The following is a 26,867-nucleotide window of genomic DNA, read 5'->3' as shown; positions in this document are numbered from 1 at the left end:
CAACACCTGGGGTGCGGCCCCCTGGGCGCTCCCCAGCGCGCCAGCGAACATCGGCGGCAATCGAATCACATGCAGGAGTCCTTGAGATGAAGTTGAATCGTCTGGCAACCCAGCTCGCCATCGTCGGCCTCGCCGGCCATACCGGCGCTGCCCTGGCGCAGAACGACAGCGCGCGACTGGAGCGCGTCGAGGTGACGGGTTCCAGCATCAAGCGGATCAAGGATGAGGGTGCCCTGCCCATCCAGGTGATCAGCCGGCGTGAGCTGGAGCGGGCCGGCATCGCGTCGGCCGAGCAGATGATCATGCAGCTCAACATCAACGGCAACGGCCTGGACAACCTGGCCGGCAATGCCGACGTGGTGGACGGCGCCGCGCGTGGCAACAACGGCGCCAGCAGCGCCAACCTGCGCGGTCAGGGCAGCAATGCGACGCTGATCCTGCTGAACGGCCGCCGCGTGGCGGCCCACGGCTTGAACGGCGGCACGGTCGACCTGAACCAGATTCCTTTCGCCGCCATCGACCGCGTCGAGATCCTCAAGGACGGCGCCTCGGCCATCTACGGTACCGACGCCATCGGTGGCGTCATCAACTTCATCCTGCGCCAGAACTACAGCGGCGTGACGATCAACGCGCTGGCCGACGTGCCGCAGCAAAAAGGCGGCGAGATCTACGGCGCCTCGGTGACGGCCGGCTACGGCAACCTGGATACCGACGGCTTCAACTTCCTGGCCTCGCTGTCGGTGCGCGACAACAAGGTGCTGCGCGGCGACCAGCGCGACTTCGTCAACACCTACCAGCCCGATCGCGGCCTGTCGCCCGACACGCGCGGCACGCCGATTGCGACGCTGTTCGCTGTGGCCGGCACCACGCCAACCGGCGCTGCGCTGGGCAACGTGCTCAGCCAGGGTGGCAACAACACCGCCGGGCCGTTCGACTTCGCCAACCCGGCGCTGCGCGTCAACGGCATCAATATCCTCGACCTGCCCGGCGGCGCCGGCTGCTCGTCGGTGGATGGCATGAGCCCTTACCAGGAGACGCTCTGGGCCACCGCGGCGTCCAAGTACGGCTGCGCCTGGGACACCGGCCGTGCCGCCGTCATCCAGCAGCCGATCAAGAACACCAACCTCGTCAGCCGCCTGACCTTCAAGCTGGGCGACCACCGCGTGTTCGGCGAGGCCGTGCTGGGCCGGGCCGAGTCCACCAAGAGCTTCTCGCCCAACCAGATCACCAGCGGCTCGGGCACCGCCACCATCAATCTGGCCGGCACTGTTTACCCCAGCCCCTTCCGCAACCTGCGCTACCCCAGCACCGGCGCAGGCTACAACGACGTGTTCAACGCGCTGGTCAAGTCATTCCCGGCGCTGGAGGCCAACCGCGGCCTGCCGATGGCCTTCCGCTGGCGCTGCATGCCCTGCGGCAACCGCGAGATCGACACCACGGCCGACACCGCGCGCTTCCTGGTCGGCGCGGACGGTGCCTTGCCTTTCCTCACCGATTGGGACTACCGCGTCGGTTTCTCGCGCGCCGAGAGCAAAGGCAGCTCCACGGTCGGCAAGGGCTATCACTACTGGCAGCCCTTCGCCGACCTGATCAACACCGGCGTGCTCAATCCCTTCTCGCTGACGCAGACGCCCGAGGCCCTGAAGGCGCTGGACGCCATCAAAGCCGAGGGCGTGACGCTGTACGGCGGCAAATTCACGATGGAGCAGGCCGACGCGACCGTGTCGGGCCCGGTGTTCAAGCTGCCCGGTGGCACGGTGATGGCTGCATTGGGCGTTGACTCGCGCACCGAAAAGTACAAGTTCGACGGCGACCAGCGCTCCAATGCCAACACCGTCGCCGCACAGATCTTCAACGTGCCCTTCGACAACGCGCTGGCCACGGCCGGCACTCTCAAGCGCACCATCAAGGCGGTGTTCGCCGAGGTGGCCGTGCCAGTCATGAAGGACATGGAGATCACCGGCGCCATCCGTCGCGACGACTACACCGGCTTCGGCTCGACGACCAACCCCAAGGTCTCGCTGCGCTACAACCCGACCGAGCAGCTGCTGTTCCGCGGGGCCTACAGCACGGGCTTCCGCGTGCCGACCTTCAAGCAGATGTTCGACCCGATCACGGAGAGCACCTTCGTCGGCGCCGACTTCACCGACCCGGCCACCTGCTCCTCGCGCGTCGTCTCCAACACGCCGGGTTGCCAATCCGTGCGTGACTTCAGCACCCTGTTCGGCGGCAAATCGACCTTGGGCCCTGAAGAGGCCAAGATGTACAGCGCAGGCGTCGTTTTCCAGCCAACGAAGGACCTGGTGGCCAGCCTGGACTGGTGGTCGATCGAACGCACCGGCACGATCCAGTCCTTCGGTCTGACGACGCTGGCCGAGAACTACCAGTACTTCAAGGACAACTTCATCCGTGACGGCAGCGGCAAGCTCCTCGCCGTCGACACCCGCTATGTGAACGCCGGCGAGACCAACACCAAGGGTCTGGAACTGGGCCTGCGCGGCAACACCAACGCCTTCGGCGCGGCGTGGACGGGCAGCTTCGACGTGTCCTACCTGCTCGACAAGAAGTCGCGCCTGGTGCCGAGCGCGCCGATGGGCAGCAGCGAGGTCGGCCGCTTCACCCGCGCCGGCGACCTGGGCATCCGCTGGAAGCACACCGCCACGCTGACCCGCACCGAGGGCGACTGGGCGGCCACGTTCCAGCATGTCTACCGCACCGGCTACCAGGACTTCGTGCTGCCCGGCGTGGCTAACGGCACCGTGACGCCGGCGAACTGGAACCCGCGCGTGGCGGCCTACTCCATCCTGAACGCCAGCCTGGCCTACGGCGGCATCAAGAACCTGACCATCACGGCCGGCATCAAGAACCTGCTCAACGAAGACCCGCCGTTCAGCGTCACCTACGACACCAACACCGGCGCCGGCTCCAGCTGGGAACCGCGCGTGGCCGACCCGCGCGGCCGCTCGTTCACGCTGCGCCTTGAGTACCGCATGTTCTGACCCCTCTGACTCCCTGCCGGCCCCGGAAGCCGGTTTCCAGCCCCGCCTGTGTCGGGGCTGTTTTTTTGATGAGTGCCAGTTGTGCCGCGAGGCGGCCCAACCCGCGCAAGCGCGGCACGCCTGGCGGCGCGTGACTGGCCCTCCTCACTCGGCTGCTTCGCAGTCGAGAAGGCCGTTCACACGAGGGTCAGCGTGCCGGCAGCGACGGCCATCTCGGCGGCTACGCCCAACGGCAGCGGCCGGTTGGGCTGACCATGGCCCGAAGGCCAGCCGGCGAGCACCGGGCAGCGCAGACGCGGGAGGTGATCGGCCAGCACAGCGGCCGGGCTCTCGGCGCCGCTGAAGCTGCCGACCAGCAGGCCGGCAATGCGGTCCAGCACGCCGGCCAGGCGCAATTGGGTCAGCATGCGGTCGACACGATAGGGCTCCTCGCTGATGTCTTCGATGAAGAGCAAGGCACCGTCGGCATCGGGCAGATAAGGCGTGCCGAGCAACGCACAGAACATCGCCAGATTGCCGCCGATCAGGTGGCCCCTTGCGCTACCGCCGTGGCTGAGCGCATGTGGTGGAGCCTGACCGATGACGTCACCGACGCGCCAGCCGCGCGCCAGGCCCTCGAACAGCGCATCGGTGTCGGCTTGCGCGCCGGGCAGGCCCCAGTCGCTGGCCGGCATGGGCGCGTGCAGGGACGGGATGCCCGCCTGGCTGCGCAGTGCATGCAGCACGGTCAGGTCGCTGTAGCCGATCAGCAGCTTGCGCGTGTGCGCCAGCAGGCCGAGGTCGATGCCATCCATCAGCCGGATGCAACCGGAGCCGCCGCGCAGTGCAAGCACGGCGTCGAACTGCGGGTCGCCAAAGGCCGTGTGCACGTCGGCCAGGCGCACGGCGTCGGGTGCGGCGAGGAAGTCCAGCGGTGGCGGGCCGAAGCAGCTTGGCAACAGACGGGCTTGATAACCGCGCTCGCACAACCAGCCTTCAACTGAATCGAGCCGACCTGGCTTGGGCGGGCCGGCCGGCGCGATGACGGCGACGCATGCGCCCGGGCGCAGCGGCGGGATCAGGAATTCGTCTTCAGCCATTGGTGAACGGCTGCGCCCAGGGCCGGCAGCTTCCAGGTTGTCGAAGCCTCCGGATGCGGTGCGTAACGCATCCCCAGGCTGGTGGTCACCGCGATCAGGTAGTGCAGGTCGCCGTCGTGGACGATGCCGGCATCGCTGGCGTAGTTCTGCGTGTTGCCGGTCTTGTGGGCATAACTTGCTGGGGGCGCCGGAATGCCGGGCACCCAACCCGGCAAGGCTCGCAGCGACTCGCTGCTGAGGTTGTGGTGCAGCTTCTGTGCATCGAGCGCGCGGCGGATGACTTCGCGGCTGGCGGGGCTGATCAGCGTGGGCTGGGCGGGCGCATCAGCGTCCAGCCGCCACATCAGCCGCAGTGCGTCCCAGGCCGTCATCTGGATCTGGCCCACGCCCGAGCCGGCCGCATTGCCCCAACCGCCATCGGGCTGGGTGTTGGCGATCATCAAGCCCGGCAGGCCAGCGGCAGCGAACAACTCGTGCATCTCGTTGTGCACCTCGCGGCCGCCTTCGCGACGGATGGCACCGCGCTCGTGCAGATGGGCGACCAGCGCCGAGGTCGCCTCGTTGCTGCTGACGGTGATCATGTCAAACAGCCAGTCGGCCATTGCGCGGGTCTTGCCCGTGAAGTTCAGAGGCAGCGCCCAGTCGCTGCGACCCGCATCGACGAGATGACCCATGCCGACGGCCACCATCATCTTCAGCAGCGAGGCCGGATAGGGCGCGACAAAGCGCGGCCCGCTGCCGAACCAGGCCGGGAAGTCGATGCGAGTCCAGTCCGCGCCAGGCAGCCAGGCGTAGGAATCGCCCTTGGCGTCGCGCACGTCGGCATGAAAGGCGATGTTGGCGACGGCACCGGTGGTGGCATCGAAGCGCGCAATCAGCCCCTGCGGATGCTCGCGCGAGAACAGCACATTGGCGCAGACCGGCGCCTTGCCGTCGCGCGGAAAAACCGCCACCGCGAGGTCGATGCTGGGCGGGGCATCCAGCGGCTCGCCGCCACGCAGGCTGTCGGCCGTCTGCTCGAAATGCCGGGCCTGGACGGCTTGCAGCAGCGCTGCAGCCAGGTCGTCTTTCCTCACAAGCTCAATCCCTCCAGGGGCAGCGGGCTCGCGCGGCCCGACACCAGTTCGGCCACGATGTTGGCCGTTGCGAAAGAGAACGTGAACCCCAGGGCACCATGCCCGACATTCAGCCACAGCCCGGGCACGCCGCTGGCGCCGAGGATGGGCGCGCCGCTGGGCGTGGCCGGGCGCAGGCCGGCCCAGGGCATGGCGCGGTCATAGTCGGCCGCGTGCGGGAAGGTGGCTCGCACCGAACGCTGCAGCGAGGCCAGCCGCCTGCCGTCCAGACTCAGGTCGTCGCCGACAAGGTCGACCATGGCGGCGATGCGCAGTTCCTGGCCGATGCGGGCGTAAAGGATCTTCTTCTCGAAGTCGGTCACGCTGACCTCGGGCGGCCGGTGGCCGGTCTCGATGGGCGCAGTCAGGCTGTAGCCTTTGAGCGGATAGAGCGGCAGCTCGACACCCACCTTGGCCGCCAGCGCCCGGCTGTGCAGGCCGGCCGCCAGGATGACGGCGTCTGCGCCGATGCCGCCGAGCTCGGTCTGCACGCCCAGCACCGTGCCCTGGGCATCGCGCTGCAGGCCGTCGACGCGGGCGCCGAGCCGGCCGCGAAAGCGCTCGTGCTGGCCCAGCCGCTCGTACAGCGCCGTGCAGAAGGCATGGCAGTCGGCCACCGCCTCGCCGGGCGTGAAGATGCCGCCGGCCAGCGTGGCCTCGGTGTCAGCCAGGGCGGGTTCCAGCGCGACGCACTCGTCATGCGACAGGGCCTGTTCGGCACCACTGCCCTTCACACGGGCGGCGACACGCGCGAACTCCGTCGGCTTGCGGTAGACGACCAGCTTGCCCGGCGTGCGCAGCGCGATGCTGTCGCCCAGCTGCGCCTGGGCCTGCAGCCGCGCGAACGAGGCCTGGCTGTAGGCGCCCAGGGCCAGCAGCCTCTCGGTCGTGCGCCGGTTCACGGGCCCGCGGCAATTGCGCAAAAAGGCGATCAACCAGGCCCATTGCGCCCAGTTCGCCTCGGGTTTGAAGCGCAGCGGGCCGTCGGGGTCGAGCAACCAGCGCAGCGCCTTCAGCGGCACGCCGGCGTCGGCCAGCGGCGACACATAGCGATAGCTGAGCTGGCCGCCATTGGCACGGCTGGCGCCCTGGGCGACCTCACCGTCGCGCTCGATCAGCGTGACGCCGTGGCCACGCTCCAGCAGCGCCCAGGCGGTGGTCAGGCCCACCACACCGCCGCCGATCACCACGCAATGCTTCATCCTGCCCTGAACTTCTTGAACCTGGCGGCAGGGTAAAGACGGCGTGCGGCCGCTGCCAATGAAACCGGCGGCCACGGCCATAACCGTGCGACATGGGAGCGGACGCACTCAGAGGCCGGGCGTCGGCCTGGCGCGGCGGTTGAAATGATCGTCAAGCACATCCAGATAGGCGCGCTGTGTGTCGGGCGGCAATGAGATGCGCAAGGTGTCGCGCAGCATCGCGGCGCCCTCTGGCGTGCCCAGAGCCGCGTCGATGATGCGGATGGCCGCGTGGCCCCAGGCGGTGCGCGGGCAGGCGATGCCGCTAACGATGGCCTCGCTCGCACCCTTGATGGGCAGCGCCGCCAGCGCCGGTTCGCCCGATTGTTCGTCCGCGGGCTGGCTGGCCTGGGCGATCAGGACGTTCGGGTAGTCGAGGGTGTAGTCCGCCCGGCGCTGCATGAGCATGGGCAACAGGCTGCTGCCGTAGTCGCCGCCGAACAGGTGCTGCACCTGCGGGCCGGCGGGCTGGGCCTTGATCAGCGCATCCAGGGCCGGCCCGTAGCTGCGTCCCTGGGCCAGCACGCCGCGCAGCGAGGCGTCGGCCAGCAGGGCCTTGAGGTCCACGGCGCCGTTTGCGTCCAGCGGCAGCGCGGCGCGGCGGTCCCGGCGCACGATGAGCTGGGGCGGTGGCACCAGCCAGGTGTCAGTGAAATAGGCCAGGCGCTCGCGCTCCGGTGTGCGCGCGGCGCCGGCATGGCAGGCCCGCCGCCGCTCGCGGATGAGCACCCAGCTGCGCTCGGCATTGGCCACCGTGGGCTGGAAGGCTACGGCGGGCAAACGCGCCTGCAGCCAGCGCGTCAGCTCGTCTGCGGGGTGGCGCATGACGTCGCCATCCGGCACCACCATGGTGTTGCTGACCAGCCAGAGGATGGAGTCGACCGCCGGCGGCGCGTCGGCGGCCTTGCCGGTGCTGCTGGCTACCGCAATAGCAAGGGCAAGGCCGGCCTCCCGGACTCGCATGCGCGGGTCCTCAACCAGCCAGCACGGCCGCCATCGCCTCGGCGGTGGCTTCGACGTTGCGGGTGTTCAACCCGGCCACGCACATGCGGCCGGAGCGCAGGATGTAGACGCCGAACTCGGTCTTGAGCCGCTCGGCCTGCTCGGCGGTGAGGCCGGTGTAGCTGAACATGCCGCGCTGGGTCAGGAAGTAGCTGAAATCGCGGCCCGGCAGCTTGGCGGCGAGCACATCGTGCAGTTGGCGGCGCATGGACTGGATGCGCTCGCGCATGTCGGCCACTTCGGCCTCCCACATCTCGCGCAACACCGGCGTGGTCAGCACCTTGGCCACGACCTGGCCGCCATGCATGGGCGGGTTGGAGTAGTTGCGGCGGATCATGAATTTCATCTGGCCAAGCACGCGCGCGGCCTGGTCAGCATCCGGGCAGACAACGCTCAAGCCTCCGCAGCGTTCACCGTACAGGCTCATGCTCTTGGAGAAGCTGTTGGCGATCAGGAAACTCAGGCCCTCGTCGGCCAGCAGGCGCGGCGCGAAGGCGTCTTCGTCGATGCCGTCGCCATAGCCCTGGTAGGCCAGGTCCAGGAAGGGCAGCAGGCCGCGCTCGCGGATCACGGGCACCAGCGCGCGCCATTGGTCCTGCGTCAGGTCGACGCCGGTCGGGTTGTGGCAGCAGGCGTGCATGACGACGATGCTGCGCGTGGGCAGGGCCTTGAAGAAGGCCAGCATCGCGTCAAAGCGCAGGCCGCCGGTGGCCGGGTCGTAGTAGGGATAGGTCTCGCAGGTGTGGCCCGAACCCTCGAAGACCGCACGATGGTTGTCCCAGGTCGGGTCGGAAAGATAAATCTTGCTGTCCGGGAAATAGCGCTTCAGCAGATCGGCGCCGACCTTCAGGCCGCCGCTGGAGCCGACGCCCTGGATGGTGGCGATGCGGCCGGCCTTGATGGCCGGGTGATCGGCGCCGAACAGCAGGGCCTGCACGGCGCTACGGAAATTGGCCGCGCCTTCCATGGGCAGATAGGGCCGTGGGCCGGCCACCTCGACAACGGCCAGTTCGGCCGCGCGCACCGAGGGCAGCATGGGGATGCGGCCGTCGTTGTCGAAATAGATGCCGATGGACAGGTTGATCTTGCCGGCGCGGGGGTCCTTCTGGAAGGCCTCGTTGAGGCTCAGGATGGGATCGCCGGCATAGGCATCGACGTGCTCGAACATGGGGTGGGTCTCCGATGGGAAGTGCCGATTATCCAGAGCCTCGTCATCAAGGCTGTGGACTGCGGTTGAACCCACCGGTGCTAGCCTGCGGCGGCTCAGGGAGAGCCCTATGCCGGTGCGTCATGTCTTCGTGTTGATGTTGGAGAACCGCTCCTTCGATCACTTCTTCGGGCTCAGCGGCCGCGTGCCCCGGCCCGCCGACCCTCGCTTCGGCCCCGGCGCCACGGACCGCGCCAGCGCTGATCCGCCGCACGAGTTCGATGCCGTTCGCCAGCAGATCAACGGCGGCGCGATGGACGGCTTCCAGGGCATAGCCTGGCAGGGCTTCAAGCCTGAACAGGTGCCCGTGATCCAGCAGCTCGCCGACGAGTTCCTGCTGTTCGACAACTGGTTCTCTTCCCTGCCGGGCCCGACCTGGCCCAACCGCTTCTTCGTGCATGCCGCGTCCAGCGGCGGCCTGGCCACCAGCCCGACGAACCTGCAGATCGCCGGCTCGGTGATCGCGAGCAATTCGGTGTTCCGCTTCGAGCACGGCACCCTCTTCGACCGCCTCAACCAGCGTAGCCAGCCCTGGCGCATCTATCACGGCGACGTCGTTCCCCAGGTGCTGGCCCTGCCCGGCATGGCCAGCACCTTCATCAAGCCCAACGAACGCTTTCATCCGTTCAGCAATGGCGATGAAGAGCACCCCGTGCACAGCGATTTCGCGACCGACGTCGCCCACGCCAACTACGCCCCCGTCTACACCTTCATCGAGCCCGCCTATGACCCCAGCGGCAGCTTCGGCAGCGGCAACTCCCAGCACCCGCTGGGCCGGGTCAGTGCCGGCGAGGCGCTGATCAAGTCCACCTACGAGAGCCTGCGCAATTCGCCACTGTGGCCCGACAGCCTGCTGCTCATCACCTGGGACGAGCATGGCGGCTTCTACGATCGCGAACCGCCGCCGGGCGCCACCCCGCCGGGCGCCACCCCGCCGGGCGCCACCCCGCCGGGCGACGCGCCGCTGAACCGGCCGACGCCCGACGTGGGCTTCGCCTTTGACCGCCTGGGCGTGCGCGTGCCCGCCCTGCTCGTCTCGCCGTGGGTGGCGCGCGGCAGCCTGGGCAGCCAGGTTTTCCCCGGCCAGTCCTTCGACCACAGCTCGGTGGTCAGATCGGTGTTCGACACCTTCGGCCTCGGCCCGGCGCTGACAGCCCGTGACGCGGCAGCACCGAGCTGGACCACCGGCCTGTTGCCCGCGGCCCGCCAGGGCGCCGATGCGGGGCCGCTGACGCTGGCGGACCCGGTGCGCGATGCCGCGCCGGCCGCCGCGCCGCCTCACCGCGATGAGGTGGACGGCTTCCTCGCCGGCCGCGCGCTGATCGCGCACGAGCTCGACCGCACGATGACGGCCGCATCGGGCGACCGGCCCGTCGGCAATCTGAAGCCGCTGACGCCGGCCCAGTTCCGCGCCAAGCGCAAGGCTGCGCTGAACGACCCGGAATTCCCCTCGCACGTCGCCCAGTATGTGCAAGAGGTGGGCGCTCGCGCGCAGGCCCACCGCGACCGCGTGAAGCGCAAGGCCAAGCGGTGACGACGGACCGCGGCTGAACCGGGCTCAGCGCCAGGCCACCCAACGCCCGTGCGGGTGGCTCCAGCCCAGCGCCCGCTCAGCGACCCGGCCGGCTTCGAGATGACGCAAGGTCCACAAGGTCATCGACGACGCGGCCTCGTCGGCAGGCAGGACCGGTTGGGGAGGCACCGCCTCCTGCGCACTCAACGCTGGCAGGTCGCCGCAGATCCAGGCCAGACCGTGGCTCAGCGCCAGCCGGTCGGCCGTCGCGCGCAGCCGGTCGAGGTCAGCGTCATTCAGGTAGTACAGCACCCAGCTCGTCAGCAGCACCGGTTGAACGCCCGCGGGCAGACCGGTCATCCACGGCTCGATCGCGGCGATGCAGTCGTCGGCCTGGCGCACCGTGTGCGGCAGAGACTGCATCTGATGCGCGGCGCGGGCCAGGCGTTTGCGGCGGGTGGCGTCGTGCGGCCACAAACAGGCCTGCAACCAGCGCAGGCGCTCCGGGTCGCCCGGATCGACGGGGGCGGGATCGAGGCCGTAGCGCAGCGTCAGTCGCCAGTCGGCGGCCGCGGGCGGCGGCGCAGCGCCCAGCCAGCGCGATTCGATCTCGGCGCGCCGGCCATCGCGGGCCGGACCGCGCTCATGCCAGCGACCATCGTCAGTGCGATAGCGCAGCGCGTATTGGTCGACACCGAGGTTGAGGCCGGCACTGCAACCCAGGTCCAACAGCGCGAGGTGGCGGGCGCCGGTGGCACGCGCCGCATCGCCTAAAGCCGGCCAAAGGGCCGCGCCGCGGGCGATCTCGTTGGTCTGCGTCGCGCCATGACGCAGGTGATGCAGCAGCGCCGGCCATTCGCGCTCGAGGCAGGCCGACAGCGCGGTGGCCAAGGCCGCGTCCGGCTCACGGCTGCCGCCGGCGCTGGGATAGTAGGCGGCCAGTTCGGGCGCCGCACCGGCCAGCACGCGTTCATGCAAGGCCGCCAGCAGCAGATTGGCCTTGCGCTGCTCGGGGGGCGCCTCGGCCAGCAGGGCCAGCGCCCGGTCGTCGTGGGCGGCCACGCCGCACAGCGCAACGTAGAGCGGTTCCTGGCTGCATTCCTCGCGCCCGAAACGGGCCAGCAGCATCGACAGGTCAGGTCTTTCCATGCGCCCAGCATAGGCAGGCCGCGCGTCGCCTTGTGTCGGCCAGCCGACAATGCGCCATGCCCCTCGACTCGGCCCTGCAGCGCGTCTTCGACGCCCATTTCCCGGGCGTCGCGCTGCCCGCCGATATCGCCGCGGGCATTGCCGGGCGCCGCCTGGCCAATGGGCGCAGCCTCTTCGTGCAGGGCCAGAAGACGGCGGCCTTCTACGCGGTCGCGGCCGGCGAGATCGAGACCCGTTTCACGGCCGCGGACGGCACGGTGTCGGTCATCGAGAACGTCGGCCCGCCGCGACTCTTCGGCCTCGCCGCCTTCGCCGCCGGCCAGCCTTCGGAATACGAGGCGATCGCGCGCGGCGCCACCGAGGTGCTGGTCTTCGGCCGCGAGGCCTATACGCGCCTGATGGACGAGGTGCCGGGCTTCGCGCGCGCCCTGCTGGCCGAGTTCGCCCGCCGCTATGACGGCACGCTGCGCCTGCTGCAGGCGGCGCGTCACCAGGGTGCAGCCGAACGCTTCGCATTGGCGCTGGCGCAGCTGGCCCGCGAGCGTGGCCGTGCGGCTGACGAGGGTTGGGTCGAAGTGCAGGCCACGCAGGCCGAGCTGGCGCGCCTGGCCCATCTGTCGCGGCAGACGGCCAACGAGCTGCTGGGCGAGGCGGAGGCCGCCGGCCAGGTCAGGCGGGGCCGAGGCCGCTGGCTGTGGCGGGCTCGGTAACGGCCGGAACGGGCGTGCAGGACGGCACGCTCGCTCGCCGCGTTACATGTCGGCGCGCCGGGCTTCGGCCGTAATGTGGCAACCACCGGCCCGGGCTTCCCGACCCGCCGGCGTTTTTCCGGAGCTACTGCCTTGTCCGACATCCAATCCATCGTCATCGTGGGCGGCGGCAGCGCCGGCTGGCTGGCGGCCTGCTTCCTGCAGCGCGCCCTCGGCGCGGTGCGCCAGACACCCCTGCCCATCACGCTGATCGAGTCACCGCGCATTGCCGGCATCGGCGTGGGCGAGGCCACGCTGCCGACGCTGCGCGGCATGATGCAGGCGCTGGGCCTGCCCGAGGCCGCCCTGTTCGGTGCGGCCGATGCGACGCTGAACAATGGCGTGCGCTTTCACGGCTGGCGCAGCGGCGGCAGCGCGGCCGACGACAGTTACGACCACCCCTTCGACGCGCCTCCACCCTTCGGCGGCTTCGCGACGACGGCCCACTGGCTGAACCTGATGCAGCGCGGCCTGACCCAGCAGCCCATGGCCCAGGCCTGCACGGTGCAGACGACGCTGTTCGACGGCCACCAGTCACCGAAGCTGATGGACTCGCCCGACTACCAGGCGCCGGTCAGCTATGGCTACCACCTGGACGCCGCCAAGCTGGCCATGCTGCTGCAGCAGACCGCGCTGCGGCGCGGCGTGCGCCATGTGCAGGGCGAGGTGGCTCAGGTGCAGCGCGGCGCAGCCGGCATCGAGGCGGTCGAACTGGCCGACGGCCGGCGCTTTGCCGCCAGCTTCTTCGTCGACTGCAGCGGGGCAGATTCACTGCTGCTGCAGCGGGCCCTGGGCGTGCCCTGGGTGTCCTATGCCGACTGGCTGCCCTGCGACCGCAGCATCGCCGTGCCGGTGGCCTATGCGCGGGACGACACCGCGCTGCGCAGCCACACCGCCATCACGGCCCAGGACGCCGGCTGGAGCTGGGAGATCGACCTGCAAAGCCGCCGCGGCACGGGCTATGTCTATGCGTCGCGCTTTTGCAGCGACGACGAGGCCCTGCAGCGGCTGCAACAGCTCAATGCCGGGCACCGCGCGCTGGCCGCGCCTCATTTCACGACGCTGCGGGCCGGCCATGCCGCGCGGATCTGGGAGCAGAACTGCCTGGCCCTGGGTGCGGCGGGCGGCTTCGTCGAGCCGCTGGAGTCCACCAGCCTCTACCTGGTCGAATGGGCGCTGCAGATGTTCGTCGACCATGTCGCGCCCTCGGGCAACAGCGCGGTTTGCCGCGACCGGCTGAACCGCCTGGCGGGCGACTTCCACCAGGAGCTGCGCGACTTCATCGTCGCCCACTACACACTCTCGCAACGGCGTGACACGCCGTTCTGGCGTACCTGCACCGACGCAGCGGCCCTGCCGCCGCGCCTCGTCGAGTTGCTGGCCCTGTGGGATGCCAAGGTGCCGACGGCCACTGATCTGGACAGCCGCCTGTCGCCCTTCGGCCCGTCCAACTGGTCCTATGTGCTGGCCGGCCTGCATCGCCTGCCCAGCCAGGGCATCGGCCTGGCCGCCCACATCTCCGCAGAGGTCAGCCAGCAGGCCCTGGCCCATGTGCGTGACGTCCGCCGCGCGGCATCGGAGCAGTCACCGACGATGCGGGACTATCTGCGCAGCCAGCAGGGGATGGCCCCGCAGGTAACAGCTCACTGAAGCGAGTCAGGTCGCGGCGAGTGCCGCTTCAATGTCGCCCCGCATCTTTTCAGGCGGGTCATTTGGCGCATAGCGCTTGATGACCTGGCCGTCGCGGCCGATCAGGAACTTGGTGAAGTTCCACTTGATGGCCTCGGTGCCCAGGAAGCCCGGCTTCTCGCTCTTCAGGAACTTCCACAGCGGGTGGGCCTCGCCGCCATTGACCTTGGTCTTGGTCATCATCGGGAAGCTGACGCCGTAGTTCAGCTCGCAAAAAGACGCGATCTGGTCATTGCTGCCTGGGTCCTGGCCGCCGAACTCGTTGCTCGGGAAGCCGATGACGACCAGCCCCCTGGGGCCGTAATCCTCCCAAAGCTGCTCCAGGCCCTTGAACTGCGGCGTGAAACCGCATTCGCTGGCCGTGTTGACGATGAGCAGGACCTTGCCGCGCTGCGAGGCCAGGTCGGCCGGCTCGCCGCGAATGGAAACGGCCTGGAAGTCGAAGACGCTCTCGCTCATGGGCTTCCTCCCTAGAAAGGCTGCCCATGCTACCCCCAGGCAGGCCCGAGGGTTTGTAGCATGGCGCCGCCCGCGCGGCTGGCCGTCCAATCGCGCGAACTTGGGCGCCCCGTCCTCCGGGACAGGCTCACGTCAGCAACTTCGGAAACCAACCCATTCATGGATCACCTGGCTTGCTACACCCCGGCCGACCTGGCCGGACGCACCCCGCCCGACTTCAGCACCTTCCGCTGGAAGCTGCTGGCCCAGGGAGACTCGTGGTTTTCGAATGCGCGCGCCAAGCTCAACGCCCACGCCAACCTGCTGCAGGAGCTGGTCTTCAAGTCCAACACGGCCGCGGTCAATTGCGCCGGCACCGGCAATGCGCTGTCGCACATGGTGGACCTCGAGTCCAGCCCGGACTTCGTGCGCCTGCTGACCGGCCCCGACGCGCCGACCTGGGACGGCATCCTGCTGTCCGTCGGTGGCAATGACCTGATCGCCGCGGCACGCACGCCGGCCCAGAACTGGAATGGCGAGCCCATCCCGCTGGAGCTGCGCCTGCTGCGCCACCAGACCGAATGGGGGCCGCCCTCGGCCGGCGTCGCGCGCTATTTCTCCGAGCCCGGCTGGGCGACTTATGCCGACTACCTGCGGGCCAACGTCAAGCATCTGCTGTCCTTGCGCGACCAGGGCCCGTCCACGGGCAAGCCGGTCTTCATGCATTGCTACGCCGTGCCCATGCCGCGCCCGGCGGCCGCCGAGGGCGGCGATGACCTGGGCGCGGGCGGCCCCTGGCTTTACCCGGCGCTGAAGGCCTATGGCGTGCCCGCCGCCGATTGGGCTGCCGTCAGCCGGCTGATGGTCTTCCATCTGGCCCAGCTGCTGAAGAGCATGGCCGCAGACAAGGAAGCCTTCCGCGGCCTCTTCATCTTTGATTCGACCGCCGTGCCGCTGGCACTGGCCGCGCCGGGCTCCACCGGCATCAGCGGCGACTGGCACAACGAGATCCACCTCAACCACAGCGGCTGCTTCAAGATCGCACGCGCCTGGAGCGAGCACATCGAGATGGTGCTGGAAGGCAAGCACCTGATCCCGGTGCCCACCGGCCGCAAGGGCCGCGGCAGCAGCGCCAGCAGCTGAACGTCCCGTCTTTCTGGCAGGTCTGCCAGGTCTGCCGGGGCCGGATTACCGGTCCTGCGGCAGGTGATCCGTGCGGGCCAAGTCGAGCAGATGCTCGACCTCTTCCTTGTGCACGACCAGGTTGCGCTGGTGCCAGCGCCGGATCCACCACATGGCACCGGCCACGACGACGCCGAAGATCGTGATCGCGCCGAAGGCCGACAGGCCGAAGCGGGTCATCGCCGTGTAGAAGGCCCCCAGGCCCAGGATGCAGGCTTGCTCGTTGAAGTTCTGCACCGCGATGCTGCGGCCGGCCCCCATCAGGTTGTGGCCGCGGTGCTGCAGCAGCGCGTTCATCGGCACGACGAGGTAGCCGCCGATGCCGCCCAGCAGGATCAGGAAGGGGGCGGCCACCCACACGTTGTGGATGAGGTTCATGAAGATGACCAGCAGCCCCATCGCGATGCCCAGCGGGATGACGGAGGTGGCGCGGTCCAGCCGGCAATACAGCGATGCGACGACGGCACCAACCGCCGTGCCAATGGCGACGACGCCCACCAGCGAGGACGCCTGCGTCGTGCCGTAGCCCAGGGCGGCCGCGGCCCAGGCCAGCACGATGTAGCGCAGATTGCCGCTGACACCCCAGAACAGCGTCGTCGTCGCCAGCGAGATCTGCCCGAGCTTGTCCTGCCAGAGCCTGCTGTTGCAGGACGAGAAGTCGCGCACCAGGCCCAGGAAGCTGTGCGCATAGGGCTGCAGCGGCGCCGAGGTGCGCGGGATGCGCAGATTGAACAGTGCCGCCAGCACATACAGGCCCACCAGGCTGGCGATTGCCGCCTCGGGTGGGGAGTCGATGCCGGTCTCCATCATCGGCATGTCGATCAGCAGCAGCAGGTGCGAGACGCGGTCACCGATCAACTGACCACCGAGCAGCACGCCCAGGATGATGGACGTGATGGTCAGGCCCTCGATCCAGCCATTGGCCTTGACGAGCTGGGACGGTGGCAGCAGTTCGGTCAGGATGCCGTACTTGGCCGGCGAATAGGCGGCCGCGCCCAGGCCGACGATGGCATACGCCGCCAGTGGGTGGGCGCCGAACAGCATCATCAGGCAGCCCACCACCTTGATGCTGTTCGAGAAGAACATCACCTTGCCCTTGGGCACGGCGTCGGCAAAGGCTCCGACGAAGGGCGCCAGCACGACGTAGAACAGGGCGAACATCGGCACCAGCGCGGCGCGCTGCCACTCGGCGGCGCCGGAGGAACGCAACAGCTCGACGGCCGCGACGAACAGTGCGTTATCAGCCAGCGAGCTGAAGAACTGCGCCGACATGATGGTGTAAAAGCCGCGTTTCATCGGTCGGAGCGCAATCCTGAACTGTCTTCTGCTTGTAGGCCGGTAAAACGGGAGCGGCGCGGGTTTATAGCACGCCCCTAGTTCGGCAGCGGCGCCCCAAACCCGGGCGCAAAATCCGGCCATGCCCCGCCCGATTGAAGCCCTGATTCATACCGAAGCGCTCGCTCACAACCTGGGTCGCGCGCGCGCTCAAGCCCCCAATGCCCGAGTCTGGGCCGTCGTCAAGGCCAATGCCTATGGTCACGGCATCGAGCGCGCTTATCCAGGCCTGCGTGCCGCAGACGGCTTCGCGCTGCTCGACCTGGCCGAGGCCGAGCGGCTGCGCGCGCTGGACTGGCGCGGCCCCATCCTGCTGCTGGAAGGCGTGTTCGAGCCGCGCGACCTGGAGCTGTGCTCGCGCCTGAAGCTGTGGCATGCCGTGCACTGCGAGCAGCAGATTGACTGGCTGGCCATGCACAAGACGCACGAGCCACACCGCGTCTTCCTCAAATTGAACTCCGGCATGAACCGTCTGGGCTTCACGCCAGCCGCGTTTCGCGCCGCCTACGCGCGGCTGGAGGCCCTGCCCCAGGTCGACGAGATCGGGTTGATGACTCATTTCTCGGATGCCGACGCCCTGCGCCAAGGCGTTGACGGCATCGCCCACCAGTTGGCCGCCTTCGACGCAGTCACCGAGGGCCTGGCCGGCGAGCGCACCGTTGCCAACAGCGCGGCCACGCTGCGCCACCCCGAGCGCACGGCCAATGACTGGGTGCGCGCCGGCATCATGAGCTATGGCGGCGTGCCCGATTTCCCCGAGCACGACGCCGCCCACTGGGACCTGCGGCCGGCGATGACGCTGCGCTCAAAGATCATCGGCGTGCAGCAGCTGCAGCCCGGCGACACCATCGGCTACGGCAGCGCCTTCACGGCCGAGCAGGTCACGCGCGCAGGCATCGTCGCCTGCGGCTATGCCGACGGCTATCCGCGCCACGCGCCCACCGGCACACCGGTGCTGGTGGATGGCAAGCGCACGCGCACGCTGGGCCGGGTGTCGATGGACATGCTGGCGGTGGACCTCAGCGATTTGCCGGCCAGCGGCTTTGGCAGCGAGGTGACGCTGTGGGGCGAAGGCCCGCATGGATCACGCCTGCCCATCGACGAGGTGGCTCAGGCGGCCGGCACCATCGGCTACGAGCTGATGTGCGCCGTCGCGCCGCGCGTGCCAATTCGAAATGCCTGACATCCACTGGACCCCGCGCCCGGACGAACTCGAGTTCGACGCCATCCGCGCCAGCGGCCCCGGCGGCCAGAACGTCAACAAGGTCAGCAACGCCGTCCATCTGCGCTTTGACATCCACACCTCCAGCCTGCCCGAGGCCGTCAAGGCGCGGCTGCTGAACTGGGCCGACCAGCGCATCACCTCGGAGGGCGTCGTCGTCATCAAGGCCCAGGACTCGCGCAGCCTGGAACGCAACCGGGCGGACGCCGTCGCGCGGTTGATCGAGCTGGTGCAGGCCGCCGCCCACGTGCCCAAGGCGCGCCGCGCGACCAAGCCGACCTATGGCTCCAAGCAGCGCCGGCTGGAAGGCAAGTCCAAGCGCAGCGACATCAAGGCCGGGCGGCGCAGCAAGGATTACTGAAGCGGGGACGTCATACCCAGCTGGTCGAACAGGAAGGCGTAGATGTCCGCCATCTGGTTCACGCGGATGGACAGCGAGCTGCCCATGCCATGGCCGGCGTGGGCGTTGATGCTCAGCAGCACCGGCCGGCCGGAGCCGGTTGCCGCCTGCAGGCGCGCAACCATCTTGCGCGAGTGCATCGGGTTGACGCGCCCGTCCGTCTCGCCGGTGGCCATGAAGATGGCCGGGTACTTCGCACCGCCATTCACGTGGTGATAGGGCGAGTAGGCGTACAGCGCCTGGAATTGCTCAGGGTTCTTCACCGTGCCGAATTCGGTGACGTTGAATGCGCCGTTCGGGTCCAACTCCACGCGCAGCATGTCGTAGATGCCCACCGTCGAGACGACGGCGCGGAACAGCTCCGGGTGCTGGGTGAAGACCGCCCCCATCAGCAGCCCGCCGTTGCTGCCGCCTATCGCCGCCATGCGTTCCTTTGAGGTGTAGCCCTTGTCGACCAGGTATTGGGCCGAGGCGGCGAAGTCGTCAAAAACGTTCTGCTTGTTCGTCAACGCGCCCTGGGTATGCCAGGTCTCGCCGAACTCACCGCCGCCGCGCAGGTTGGCGATGACGTAGACGCCGCCGGCGTCCAGCCACAGCCTTGTCGCCGCACCCAGGAAGCGCGGCACCAGGCTGACGTTGTAGCCACCATAGCCGTTGAGCAGCAGCGGCGCGCTGCCATCCAGCTTCAGCCCCTTCCTGCGCACGATGTTGAGGGGGATGCGGGTGCCGTCCTTGCTTGTCGCGAACTCACGCACGACCTCCACGTCGCCGAAGGACACCGGGCTGGTCTGGCGCAGCGCCGTGGGCTTGCTCCTGCCGCTGTCGGCGTCGACGCGCATGAACTGCGGCGGCTCGAGATAGGTCTTCACCGCGACGAGCAGGCTGCCGTCGTCCATCACGGTCATCTCGTCCACGGTCGCCACCTCGGGCAGCTGCAGCTGCCCGCGAGGCTTGCCGTCCAGGCCGTAGATGGCCACGCGCGACGGCCCGCCGACGATCTCACGCAGGTAGATGGCGTTCCTGGTGAGGGTGATGTTGCCCGCGCCGAACTCGCCGCCGGGCTCCAGCGCGGCATCGGACTCGGGCACGATGGTCTGCGCCTTGGCTAACGTCAGGTCGTCCAGCGCCAGCTTGAGCAGCTTGCCGCGCGGCGCGTCCTGGCGGGAGATGAGATAGAGCCCGTCCGGTCCTAGGGCTGCGGCGACGACCTTGTCCTCGAAGCGTGTGACCTGGCGGATGCCTCCATCCCTGGCGATCAGGTAGTGGGCGAACTCGCCGCCATCGCCATTGGCGACCGAGGCGATGACGCCAGGCGCGCCGGGCCGGGCGTCCAGTGCGATTTCGGCGACGCGCGGGAAGTCCTTGCCCAGCACATAGACGTCCTTGGCCGGATCGTCGCCGACGCGGTGGTAGTAGATCTGCTGGTAGAAGTGCTGGCGCTCGGCCGGTTCCTTGGCGCCGGGGTAGCGCGTGTACCAGAAGCCGGAGCCATCCTCGCGCCAGGCCAGGCTGCCGCCGCCGGTGGGGTACTGGACGTTGGGAATGACCTTGTCGACATCCTTGCCCGTGGCCACGTCGACGATGTGCAGCGAGCCGTCCTCGCTGCCGTTCTCCGACATCGACACCGCCACCAGCTTGCCCGTGGGCGACGGCACATACCAGTCGATGGCCGTCGTGCCTTTGGGGTTGAGCGTGTTCGGGTCCAGCACCACGCGGGCCTTGGCGGGGTCGGCGTCCTGGCCCAGCACGGCCAGCATGGGCTGCTGCCTGGGCGGCTGGTTGTATAGCGCGAACAGCTGGCCCGGCGTGGCGTGCAGGTCGTAATAGGCGCTGGAGCTGGCCGTGGCCTGCTTCATCAGCCAGTCGAACATCGGCTGGCGCGCCGGCAGCTTGCCGAAATAGGCGCGCGTGCGCTTGTCTTGCGCAGCGCTCCACTGCTTCACCTTGGGGTCGCTGGCTTTCTCCAGCCAGCGGTAGGGGTCCCTGACGCTGACGTCGCCGTAGCGGTCGGTGACCGGCGTCACCGGCGTCGGCGGCGCGCCCGGGTCGGCGGCATGGGCCAGCAGCGCGGCACCCGCGAGGGCAAAAGCGCCGCACAGGCGCGTCAGAGCGAATTGCCAGGCCATCTGTTCTCCCCGTGAAGAGCGCGCCAGCGTAACGCCCTTGCCGAGTGGTGGGGAACGGCTGGTTGTTACGCGGTGCGAGCGCGGCGACTGAACAGCATGGGCAGCGCGATCAGATACAGCACCGCGGCGATCACCCAGACGCAGCCCGGCCAGGCGCCCTGCGTCGCCGCAAAGCCGGCCGTGACCACCAGCGGCCCGCCGATGCCGATCAGGCTGGTCAGGCTGGCCAGCGTGCCCTGCAACCCGCCCTGGCGCTGCTCGTCCACCTGCCGCGCCAGCATGGCCTGCAGCGCCGGCAGGGCCAGCCCGCCGATGGCGAACAGCGGCAGCAGCGCAAACGGCATCCAGCCCGCCACCGCCACACCCATGCCGACAAAACCCAGGCCGTCCGCCGCCATGCCGGCCAGCAGCGCGCGCTTCTCGCCGAGCCTGGCCACCATCGGCCCGGTGACAAAGGCCTGCGAGATGGCATGCAGGCCGCCATAGCAGGCCAACGACAGGCCCGCCACCCAGGCAGTCCAGCCGTAGCGGTCCTGGCCGTACAGGATCCACAGCGCCGCCGGCACCTGCGACACCAGCGCGACGACGGCAAAGACCCCCACCAGCGGCAGCAAGGGCCGCTTGCCCTCCAGGCGATGCAGTGCCGAGAAGGCGTTGAACTTGCTGGCGTCCAGCCGGGCCGTGCGGTTCTGGTTGGATTCGGGCAGGGCGAACCAGGCCATCCCCAGGTTCAAGGCATTCATGACGGCCGCGGCGACGAAGGGCGCTCGCAGCGACCACTCGCCTAAAGCACCACCGATCAGCGGCCCGACGACAAAGCCCAGGCCCATGGCCGCGCCCATCTGGCCGTAGCGCCTGGCGCGGTCGGCCTCGGGCGTCACATCGGTGATGTAGGCCGTGCCCACGGCCATGCTGGCGCCGGTGATGCCGGACAGCACCCGCCCGACATAGAGCCAGGCCAGGTTGGGCGCCAACGCCATCAGCACATAGTCCGCCGCGGCGCCGCCCAGCGAGGCCAGCAACACCGGCCGGCGACCGAAACGGTCGCTCAGCGCACCCAGCACCGGGGAAAACAGGAACTGCATCGCCGCGTAGACGGCCAGCAGGGCGCCGTAGTGGTGGGTCGTGGCCTCGGCGCCGGCCAGCTCGCGCAGCAGGCCGGGCAGGATGGGGAACACCAGGCTCATGCCCACGGCGTCCAGCAGCAGCGTCATCAGGATGACGGTCAGGGCTCGATTCACGAATGCCTCTCTATCGTCGATAGAGAACATTTTGCACGAACTTCTCTATCATTGATAGGGATGAATGCCACCGAACGCTCCAGCCGACTGAATCGCGACGACGTGCTGCGCGCCGCGCTCGCGCTGCTCAACGAAGTCGGCATCGACGCCTTGAGCACCCGCAAGCTGGCCGAACGCCTGGGCGTGCAGTCGCCGACGCTGTACTGGCACTTCAAGAGCAAGGCGGCGCTGCTGGACGCAATGTCCGAGGCCGTCGTGCTGGAGAACCACCCCCAGGCCGAGCCAACGCTCGGCCAGCACTGGCAGGACTGGCTGATGGCCAACGGCCACAGCTTTCGCCGCGCGCTGCTGGCCTACCGCGACGGCGCGCGCCTGCATGCCGGCACACGGCCGAGCCCCTTGCACTTCGATTCCATCGAGGCCCGCCTGCGCCTGCTGTGCGATGCCGGCTTCGAGCCGGGGCAGGCCACCCGGCTGATGATGTCGGTGGGGCGCTTCGTCGTCGGCTGGGTGCTGGAGGAGCAGTCCGCGCAAGCGCCCGATGCGCCGCCCTCGTCGATGCTGAGCGGGCCCGACGCGGTGCAATACCCGCTGCTGGCCGCCGGCTGGGCGCAGACGCTGGGCGGCGACCCCGACAGCCTGTTCGACCGCGCCTTGCGCCTGCTGATCGACGGCGCACAGGCGCAGCTGAAGGGCTAGCGCCGGCGGTCGAACGCCATGCGCGCCGATGCTACGGCGGGGTAGTGCCGTTCGGCCCAGCGGTCCACCACCACCAGCGCCTCGCTCAGCGACCGGCCCAGTTCGGTCAACTGGTAGTCGACGTGCGGCGGCACGGTCTGATGGTCGGTGCGCTGCACCAGGCCGTGGCGCTCCAGTTCGCGCAACGTCTGCGTCATCATCTTCTGCGAGATGCCGCCCACCTGGCGCAGCAGCTCGTTGTTGCGCAGCGGCTGCCGGGCCAGCAGCGGCACGATCAGCAGCGCCCATTTGCTGCCCACCACCTCAAGTGCGGCACGCGAGGGGCAGTTGGCGCTGAGCACATTGCCGGTTGATGTGTCGGCCATCGTCTGGATTTCCCTGGTTACCAAAAGGTGCGTACTTCCGATTCTGTGCCTGGCCTCCCACAGTGAGCCCATTGCAACTTGGAGAGACCCCATGGCTTGGTTTCTGTTGGTGAGTGCCGGTCTGGTCGAGATCGCCATGGCCGCGGCGTTGAAGGCGTCCGACGGCTGGCGCCGGCCGCTGCCAGGCGCGGCCGGCGTGCTCGCCGCGCTGCTGTCCATCGTGCTGCTGACGCAGTCGCTCAAAAGCCTGCCGACCGGCACGGCCTATGCGGTCTGGACCGGCATCGGCGCCGTTGGCGTGGCGCTGCTGGGCGTCTGGGTGCACGGCGACAGCGCCTCGCCCGCACGGCTGGGCTGCATGGCCCTCATCGTGGCCGGCATCGCCGGCCTGCGCTGGCTGGAGGGCTGAAGATGAGCCGGCTGCTGCACATCCAGGGCTCGCCGAATCCGGCCTCCACATCGCGCGAGATCGCCGAGGCCTTCGTCGCCCGCTACCGCGCCGTCCGTGCCGACGCCCAGGTCGAGGTTGCCGACGTCTGGCAGCTCGCGCTGCCCGAATTCGACGCCGACATGATCGCGGCCAAGTTCGCCGTGCTGCGCAGCCAGCAGGCGACCCACGACCAGCGCCGCCACTGGGCGCGCGCCGTCGCGCTGGCCGAAGCCTTCAACCGGGCCGACCACTACGTCATCAACCTGCCGATGTGGAACCTGGGCCTGCCCTACCGCCTCAAGCACTACATCGACGTGGTCACGCTGCCGGGCCAGAACTGGGCCTGGCAGCGTGACACCGGCTACCGGCCGTTGCTGTCGGGCAAGCGCGCCGTGCTGGTCTACAGCAGCGCGAGCGACTATGGCAGCGAGGGCCACTCGGCCCAGGGTCACCTGGACACGCAAAAGGCCGCGATGCGCGCCTGGCTCGGCTTCCTGGGCATCAAGGTGGCGCAGGAGATCGTCATCGCACCCACGCTGACCGACCCCACCTCGCTGGCCGCGCTGAAGCAGGCACGGCGCGCCCAGGCCGAAGCGGCGGCCGAGCGCATTTAGCGCTGCGGCCGCGTCGCGACGAACAGGCTGGCCAGGCACAGCACCATGCCGCCCACCGCCAGCGGCGTCGCCTGCCAGCCCTCCAGCACGGCCGACACGATCAGCGCGATGACGGGCACCAGCACGCCGATGAGCGCCGCCTGCGCCGGGCCGCGGCGCTCGGCGAGCTTGTAGTACAGCGTGAAGGCGATGACCGAGCCAAAGGCGGCCAGGTAGACGAGGCTGCCGACATAGGTCCAGGCGCCGTCGAAGGGCAGGCCGTGGCCCAGCGCCAGCGACATCCCCAGCAGGAAGGCCGCGCCATAGCCCATGCTCCAGGCCAGCACCGGCACCAGCGGCAGGCCGCGGCGCGTCAACACCAAGGTGAAGAAGCCACCGATGACCGCCACCACGACGGCGAAGAAGCTCAGGCCCAGCCCCAGGGCCGCATTCGGCCGCGCGCCGGTAGACGCGAGTTCGGGCCAGAAGATCAGCGCCACGCCCAGCACGGCGCCGCTGGATGCAATGAGGAAGCGTCGGCTCACCGGCTGGCGCCACAGCAGCCAGGCCACCAGCGCGTTCATGAACACCATCAGGCAGAAAAGCACGGCGACGAGGCCGCTGGGCACCAGGCGCTCAGCTTCGTAGACCGCCCAATAGTTGCCGGCGTACTGGATGACGCCGGTGCCCAGCATGTAGCCGTGGGCATAGCGCGGCAGCTTCAGCGACACGCCCTGCCAGCGCGCCAGCCCGGCGAGCATCAGCGCCGACAGCGCGAAGCGCCAGCCCACCGACGTCAGCGCCGGCACTGTCGACGCGAGCTGGTACAGGATGACGTGCCAGGTGCTGGCCCAGATCGCGACCGGGGCCAGGAAGAGGAACCAGGTGGGCAGGCGGCCGGGCTTGTCTCCCGCCGCCATCAGGCCGCGCGCTTGAAGGTCGCCAGCAACGCACCGGCCGCGACGAACAGCGAGCCGAAGACGCGGTTCAGCACCTTGATGTGGTGCTCGCTCTTCAGCGCCGCCAGCACCCGCGCGGCCAGCACGGTGTAGCCGGCCATGACGACCAGGTCGGTGAAGGCCAGCGTGCAGCCGATGACGAGGTATTGCGGCGCCAACGCGGCATGCAGGTCGAGGAACTGCGGCACGACGGCCAGCAGGAAGACCGTGCCCTTGGGGTTGACGGCATTGATGCCCCAGCCGCGCAGCACCAGCTGGCGGCGCGTGGCCAGCACGGCGCCGTCATCCGCCGCCACCATGGGCTTGGCCGGTGCACGCCATTGCTGCACACCCAGCCAGACCAGGTAGGCCACGCCAGCCCATTTGACGAGGGCAAAACCCAGCGACGAGGCCGCGATCAGCGCGCCCAGGCCGGCGCCGACGAGGACGACCTGGGTCAGGATGCCCAGGATGAGGCCGAAGGTCATGAAATAGCCGCGCCTGAAGCCATGGCTCAGGCCCGCGCTCATCGCCGCGACAGCACCTGCGCCGGGGGACAGGCTGATCGCCCAGGATGCGGCAAAAAAGGCCAACCAGACCGAAAACTCCATGACCGGCTCCATCGAGAAACTGCAAGGCGCCGAGTGTCCCACGCCCCTGCTCAGTGGATGCCAGAGCTACTCGCTGCGCTCGGGCGGTCTGGCACCCAGGACATAACATGCCCCGATGCTCAGGGCCCTTTTCTCGCTGCCGCGCAGCGTCTGGCTGCTCGGCCTGATCAGCCTCGTCAACGACAGCGCCAGCGAGCTGATCTACCCCCTCGTGCCCTTGTATCTGAGCGGCGTGCTGATGGCCGGCCCGCGGGTGCTGGGCCTCATCGAGGGCCTGGCCGAGGCTCTGGCCAGCCTGCTCAAGCTCTGGGCCGGCGTCATGGTGGACCGCAGCGGGCGCAGCAAACCCTGGGTCATCGCCGGCTACGGCCTGGCCGGCATCGCACGGCCGCTGATCGCCTTCGTGACCGGCTGGCCCATGCTGCTGGCCCTGCGCCTGACCGACCGTATCGCCAAGGCCGTGCGTGCCGCGCCGCGTGACGCGCTGCTGGCTGCCAACATCGGGCCGGGCCAGCGCGGCCTGGCCTTCGGCCTGCACCGCGCCATGGACAACGCCGGCGCCGTCATCGGGCCGCTGCTGGCCTGGGCGCTGCTGGGTGCGGGCGTGCCGCTGGGCCAGGTTTTCCTGTGGGCCATCATTCCCGGCCTGCTCTGCCTGGGGCTGACGCTGGCGGTGCGGGAAGCCCCGCCACCGGCCACCGCGCCACCGCGCTTCAGCTGGACGCTGGCTGGCCTGCCCCAGCCGCTGCGGCGCTACCTCGTCGTCGTTGCGCTGTTCACGCTGGGCAACTCCAGCAACATGTTCCTGCTGCTGCGCGCCAAGGAGCTCGGCGTCGCCGAGGCGCAGGTGCCGTTGCTGTGGGCCGCGGTGTCGGGCGTCGCGGCGCTGTTCGCGGTGCCGCTGGGCGGGTTGTCGGACCGCGTCGGCCGCGTTCACCTGCTGGTGGCCGGCTATGTCGCCTATGCCGCCTTCTACATCGGCATGGCGGCGTGGGCCGCGCCGGGCTGGCGGCTGTACCTGCTGTTCGGCCTCTACGGCATCTTCATGGCCGCGACGGAGGGCGTCGAGCGCGCGTTGCTGGCCGACCTGGCGCCGGCCGAACAGCGCGGCACCGCCTTCGGCTGGCTCAACCTCGTCATGGGCGCCATGCTGCTGCCGGCCTCGCTGCTGTTCGGCTGGCTGTGGGAGGGCCTGTCGGCGACCGTCGCCTTCGGCTTCTCGGCTGGCTGCGCGCTGGCCGCCGCACTGCTGCTGACAGCCTGGGTGCGCCCCAGGGTCTGCTGACACGGCGGCAATGGGCCGCGAAGGCCGGCAGCCAGGGGCCAATCAAGGCGCAACGAGCCGCCCGCACTCATGTGCGGGCAAGCGGTGCAACGCCGAGTGGCCCCTGGCTGCCGGTCTTCCCGAAGGGTTGTGACCAGAAAGGCCGCGCGCGGCGTTGCAAATGCTCGCCGGGTGCCCAACCCGGCTCCGCTTTGCGCCTTGCTCGCGACCCTTCTGGTCACAACGCGGCCCATTGCCACCGTGTCAGCAGACCCTAAGA

24 protein-coding genes are annotated in these 26,867 nt (G+C 69.2%); 11 read left to right on the top strand and 13 right to left on the bottom strand.

What is annotated here, in order from left to right; genetic code table 11:
• Positions 1-86: 86 nt before the first annotated feature.
• Positions 87-2,999, top strand: coding sequence for a TonB-dependent siderophore receptor (locus ASC91_RS03285; protein ID WP_056192045.1), 2,913 nt, complete (start codon positions 87-89; stop codon positions 2,997-2,999).
• A 176-nt stretch (positions 3,000-3,175) separates the two neighbouring features.
• On the opposite strand, the gene ASC91_RS03280 is transcribed toward ASC91_RS03285, so the two are convergent.
• From ASC91_RS03280 to ASC91_RS03260, 5 genes are all read right to left on the bottom strand, one after another.
• Positions 3,176-4,078: an LD-carboxypeptidase gene (locus ASC91_RS03280; protein ID WP_056192042.1), complete on the bottom strand. Its 903-nt coding sequence runs from the start codon at positions 4,076-4,078 to the stop codon at positions 3,176-3,178.
• Positions 4,057-5,154 (bottom strand): serine hydrolase, encoded by a 1,098-nt coding sequence (locus tag ASC91_RS03275; protein WP_056192039.1) that lies wholly within the window; start codon positions 5,152-5,154, stop codon positions 4,057-4,059. The genes ASC91_RS03280 and ASC91_RS03275 overlap by 22 nt, the downstream gene beginning before the upstream one ends.
• Positions 5,151-6,395, bottom strand: a complete 1,245-nt coding sequence (locus ASC91_RS03270; RefSeq protein WP_056192036.1) for a D-amino acid dehydrogenase — start codon at positions 6,393-6,395, stop codon at positions 5,151-5,153. Before ASC91_RS03270 ends, ASC91_RS03275 begins: the two co-directional genes overlap by 4 nt.
• Before the next feature lie 108 nt (positions 6,396-6,503).
• Positions 6,504-7,397, bottom strand: a complete 894-nt coding sequence (locus tag ASC91_RS03265; RefSeq protein WP_056192033.1) for a hypothetical protein — start codon at positions 7,395-7,397, stop codon at positions 6,504-6,506.
• Between the two features lie 10 nt (positions 7,398-7,407).
• Positions 7,408-8,604 (bottom strand): amino acid aminotransferase, encoded by a 1,197-nt coding sequence (locus tag ASC91_RS03260; protein ID WP_056192031.1) that lies wholly within the window; start codon positions 8,602-8,604, stop codon positions 7,408-7,410.
• A 109-nt stretch (positions 8,605-8,713) separates the two neighbouring features.
• Here ASC91_RS03260 and ASC91_RS03255 point away from each other — a divergent pair, with 109 nt between their 5' ends.
• Complete coding sequence (locus ASC91_RS03255) at positions 8,714-10,177, top strand: alkaline phosphatase family protein (RefSeq protein ID WP_056192028.1); 1,464 nt, start codon at positions 8,714-8,716, stop codon at positions 10,175-10,177.
• A 24-nt stretch (positions 10,178-10,201) separates the two neighbouring features.
• Here the strand turns inward: ASC91_RS03255 and ASC91_RS03250 are convergent, their stop codons facing one another.
• Entirely contained in the window at positions 10,202-11,305 is a 1,104-nt protein-coding gene (locus ASC91_RS03250) for a DUF2332 domain-containing protein (protein ID WP_082532371.1), read from the bottom strand.
• 56 nt (positions 11,306-11,361) lie between these two features.
• On the opposite strand from ASC91_RS03250, the gene ASC91_RS03245 reads away from it, so the two are divergent.
• Together ASC91_RS03245 and ASC91_RS03240 are read left to right on the top strand one after the other, a co-directional pair.
• On the top strand, positions 11,362-12,015 hold the full coding sequence (locus ASC91_RS03245) for a Crp/Fnr family transcriptional regulator (RefSeq protein ID WP_056192022.1): 654 nt from the start codon (positions 11,362-11,364) through the stop codon (positions 12,013-12,015).
• A 132-nt stretch (positions 12,016-12,147) separates the two neighbouring features.
• Positions 12,148-13,704, top strand: a complete 1,557-nt coding sequence (locus ASC91_RS03240) for a tryptophan halogenase family protein (RefSeq protein ID WP_056192019.1) — start codon at positions 12,148-12,150, stop codon at positions 13,702-13,704.
• Between the two features lie 6 nt (positions 13,705-13,710).
• Here the strand turns inward: ASC91_RS03240 and ASC91_RS03235 are convergent, their stop codons facing one another.
• A complete protein-coding gene (locus ASC91_RS03235; protein WP_056192017.1) occupies positions 13,711-14,202 on the bottom strand; it encodes a glutathione peroxidase in 492 nt (163 codons plus the stop codon).
• 159 nt (positions 14,203-14,361) lie between these two features.
• Here ASC91_RS03235 and ASC91_RS03230 point away from each other — a divergent pair, with 159 nt between their 5' ends.
• Complete coding sequence (locus ASC91_RS03230) at positions 14,362-15,324, top strand: hypothetical protein (protein WP_056192014.1); 963 nt, start codon at positions 14,362-14,364, stop codon at positions 15,322-15,324.
• A 45-nt stretch (positions 15,325-15,369) separates the two neighbouring features.
• On the opposite strand, the gene lplT is transcribed toward ASC91_RS03230, so the two are convergent.
• Positions 15,370-16,659 carry a lysophospholipid transporter LplT gene (gene lplT / locus ASC91_RS03225; protein ID WP_056192011.1) on the bottom strand — a complete coding sequence of 430 codons (1,290 nt, stop codon included), beginning with the start codon at positions 16,657-16,659 and terminating at the stop codon, positions 15,370-15,372.
• 121 nt (positions 16,660-16,780) lie between these two features.
• Between lplT and alr the strand changes: the two genes are divergently transcribed.
• Both alr and arfB read left to right on the top strand, forming a co-directional pair.
• Complete coding sequence (gene alr, locus ASC91_RS03220; protein WP_056192008.1) at positions 16,781-17,881, top strand: alanine racemase; 1,101 nt, start codon at positions 16,781-16,783, stop codon at positions 17,879-17,881.
• On the top strand, positions 17,874-18,281 hold the full coding sequence (gene arfB, locus ASC91_RS03215; RefSeq protein ID WP_056192004.1) for an alternative ribosome rescue aminoacyl-tRNA hydrolase ArfB: 408 nt from the start codon (positions 17,874-17,876) through the stop codon (positions 18,279-18,281). Before alr ends, arfB begins: the two co-directional genes overlap by 8 nt.
• Here arfB and ASC91_RS03210 read toward each other — a convergent pair.
• Both ASC91_RS03210 and tet read right to left on the bottom strand, forming a co-directional pair.
• A complete protein-coding gene (locus ASC91_RS03210) occupies positions 18,275-20,446 on the bottom strand; it encodes a prolyl oligopeptidase family protein (protein ID WP_082532369.1) in 2,172 nt (723 codons plus the stop codon). The genes arfB and ASC91_RS03210 overlap by 7 nt on opposite strands.
• A gap of 65 nt (positions 20,447-20,511) precedes the next feature.
• Entirely contained in the window at positions 20,512-21,717 is a 1,206-nt protein-coding gene (gene tet, locus ASC91_RS03205) for a Tet(A)/Tet(B)/Tet(C) family tetracycline efflux MFS transporter (protein WP_056192001.1), read from the bottom strand.
• Positions 21,718-21,747: 30 nt separating this feature from the next.
• On the opposite strand from tet, the gene tetR reads away from it, so the two are divergent.
• Positions 21,748-22,386, top strand: coding sequence for a tetracycline resistance transcriptional repressor TetR (gene tetR, locus ASC91_RS03200; protein WP_056191998.1), 639 nt, complete (start codon positions 21,748-21,750; stop codon positions 22,384-22,386).
• On the opposite strand, the gene ASC91_RS03195 is transcribed toward tetR, so the two are convergent.
• Positions 22,383-22,751, bottom strand: coding sequence for a helix-turn-helix domain-containing protein (locus ASC91_RS03195; protein WP_056191996.1), 369 nt, complete (start codon positions 22,749-22,751; stop codon positions 22,383-22,385). The two genes, tetR and ASC91_RS03195, sit on opposite strands and share 4 nt — an antisense overlap.
• 91 nt (positions 22,752-22,842) lie before the next feature.
• Here ASC91_RS03195 and ASC91_RS03190 point away from each other — a divergent pair, with 91 nt between their 5' ends.
• Entirely contained in the window at positions 22,843-23,160 is a 318-nt protein-coding gene (locus ASC91_RS03190; protein WP_056191993.1) for a multidrug efflux SMR transporter, read from the top strand.
• A gap of 2 nt (positions 23,161-23,162) precedes the next feature.
• Positions 23,163-23,795 (top strand): FMN-dependent NADH-azoreductase, encoded by a 633-nt coding sequence (locus tag ASC91_RS03185; RefSeq protein WP_056191991.1) that lies wholly within the window; start codon positions 23,163-23,165, stop codon positions 23,793-23,795.
• Here ASC91_RS03185 and ASC91_RS03180 read toward each other — a convergent pair.
• Positions 23,792-24,694 carry a DMT family transporter gene (locus tag ASC91_RS03180; RefSeq protein ID WP_056191988.1) on the bottom strand — a complete coding sequence of 301 codons (903 nt, stop codon included), beginning with the start codon at positions 24,692-24,694 and terminating at the stop codon, positions 23,792-23,794. The two genes, ASC91_RS03185 and ASC91_RS03180, sit on opposite strands and share 4 nt — an antisense overlap.
• Complete coding sequence (locus ASC91_RS03175; RefSeq protein WP_056192635.1) at positions 24,694-25,323, bottom strand: LysE family transporter; 630 nt, start codon at positions 25,321-25,323, stop codon at positions 24,694-24,696. The genes ASC91_RS03180 and ASC91_RS03175 overlap by 1 nt, the downstream gene beginning before the upstream one ends.
• Positions 25,324-25,438: 115 nt before the next feature.
• On the opposite strand from ASC91_RS03175, the gene ASC91_RS03170 reads away from it, so the two are divergent.
• Positions 25,439-26,608 (top strand): MFS transporter, encoded by a 1,170-nt coding sequence (locus ASC91_RS03170; RefSeq protein WP_056191985.1) that lies wholly within the window; start codon positions 25,439-25,441, stop codon positions 26,606-26,608.
• Positions 26,609-26,867 lie beyond the last annotated feature (259 nt).

This window comes from Pelomonas sp. Root1237 (assembly GCF_001425055.1).
In the GTDB taxonomy this organism is placed as follows: Bacteria; Pseudomonadota; Gammaproteobacteria; order Burkholderiales; family Burkholderiaceae_C; genus Pelomonas.
Note: the sequence above shows the minus strand (reverse complement) of the source record. Positions and strands in the feature narration are given on the sequence as shown.

Excerpts from the sequence above, each read along its gene's own strand:
- tet (WP_056192001.1), bottom strand. The coding sequence starts at position 21,717 with ATGTTCTCTATCGACGATAGAGAGGCATTCGTGAATCGAGCCCTGACC.
- ASC91_RS03280 (WP_056192042.1), bottom strand. The coding sequence starts at position 4,078 with ATGGCTGAAGACGAATTCCTGATCCCGCCGCTGCGCCCGGGCGCATGC.
- ASC91_RS03175 (WP_056192635.1), bottom strand. The coding sequence starts at position 25,323 with ATGGAGTTTTCGGTCTGGTTGGCCTTTTTTGCCGCATCCTGGGCGATC.
- ASC91_RS03245 (WP_056192022.1), top strand. The coding sequence starts at position 11,362 with ATGCCCCTCGACTCGGCCCTGCAGCGCGTCTTCGACGCCCATTTCCCG.
- arfB (WP_056192004.1), top strand. The coding sequence starts at position 17,874 with ATGCCTGACATCCACTGGACCCCGCGCCCGGACGAACTCGAGTTCGAC.
- ASC91_RS03265 (WP_056192033.1), bottom strand. The coding sequence starts at position 7,397 with ATGCGAGTCCGGGAGGCCGGCCTTGCCCTTGCTATTGCGGTAGCCAGC.
- ASC91_RS03255 (WP_056192028.1), top strand. The coding sequence starts at position 8,714 with ATGCCGGTGCGTCATGTCTTCGTGTTGATGTTGGAGAACCGCTCCTTC.
- ASC91_RS03235 (WP_056192017.1), bottom strand. The coding sequence starts at position 14,202 with ATGAGCGAGAGCGTCTTCGACTTCCAGGCCGTTTCCATTCGCGGCGAG.
- ASC91_RS03260 (WP_056192031.1), bottom strand. The coding sequence starts at position 8,604 with ATGTTCGAGCACGTCGATGCCTATGCCGGCGATCCCATCCTGAGCCTC.
- ASC91_RS03190 (WP_056191993.1), top strand. The coding sequence starts at position 22,843 with ATGGCTTGGTTTCTGTTGGTGAGTGCCGGTCTGGTCGAGATCGCCATG.
- ASC91_RS03230 (WP_056192014.1), top strand. The coding sequence starts at position 14,362 with ATGGATCACCTGGCTTGCTACACCCCGGCCGACCTGGCCGGACGCACC.
- tetR (WP_056191998.1), top strand. The coding sequence starts at position 21,748 with ATGAATGCCACCGAACGCTCCAGCCGACTGAATCGCGACGACGTGCTG.
- ASC91_RS03180 (WP_056191988.1), bottom strand. The coding sequence starts at position 24,694 with ATGGCGGCGGGAGACAAGCCCGGCCGCCTGCCCACCTGGTTCCTCTTC.
- ASC91_RS03185 (WP_056191991.1), top strand. The coding sequence starts at position 23,163 with ATGAGCCGGCTGCTGCACATCCAGGGCTCGCCGAATCCGGCCTCCACA.
- ASC91_RS03170 (WP_056191985.1), top strand. The coding sequence starts at position 25,439 with ATGCTCAGGGCCCTTTTCTCGCTGCCGCGCAGCGTCTGGCTGCTCGGC.
- alr (WP_056192008.1), top strand. The coding sequence starts at position 16,781 with ATGCCCCGCCCGATTGAAGCCCTGATTCATACCGAAGCGCTCGCTCAC.
- lplT (WP_056192011.1), bottom strand. The coding sequence starts at position 16,659 with ATGAAACGCGGCTTTTACACCATCATGTCGGCGCAGTTCTTCAGCTCG.
- ASC91_RS03270 (WP_056192036.1), bottom strand. The coding sequence starts at position 6,395 with ATGAAGCATTGCGTGGTGATCGGCGGCGGTGTGGTGGGCCTGACCACC.
- ASC91_RS03285 (WP_056192045.1), top strand. The coding sequence starts at position 87 with ATGAAGTTGAATCGTCTGGCAACCCAGCTCGCCATCGTCGGCCTCGCC.
- ASC91_RS03210 (WP_082532369.1), bottom strand. The coding sequence starts at position 20,446 with ATGGCCTGGCAATTCGCTCTGACGCGCCTGTGCGGCGCTTTTGCCCTC.
- ASC91_RS03250 (WP_082532371.1), bottom strand. The coding sequence starts at position 11,305 with ATGGAAAGACCTGACCTGTCGATGCTGCTGGCCCGTTTCGGGCGCGAG.
- ASC91_RS03195 (WP_056191996.1), bottom strand. The coding sequence starts at position 22,751 with ATGGCCGACACATCAACCGGCAATGTGCTCAGCGCCAACTGCCCCTCG.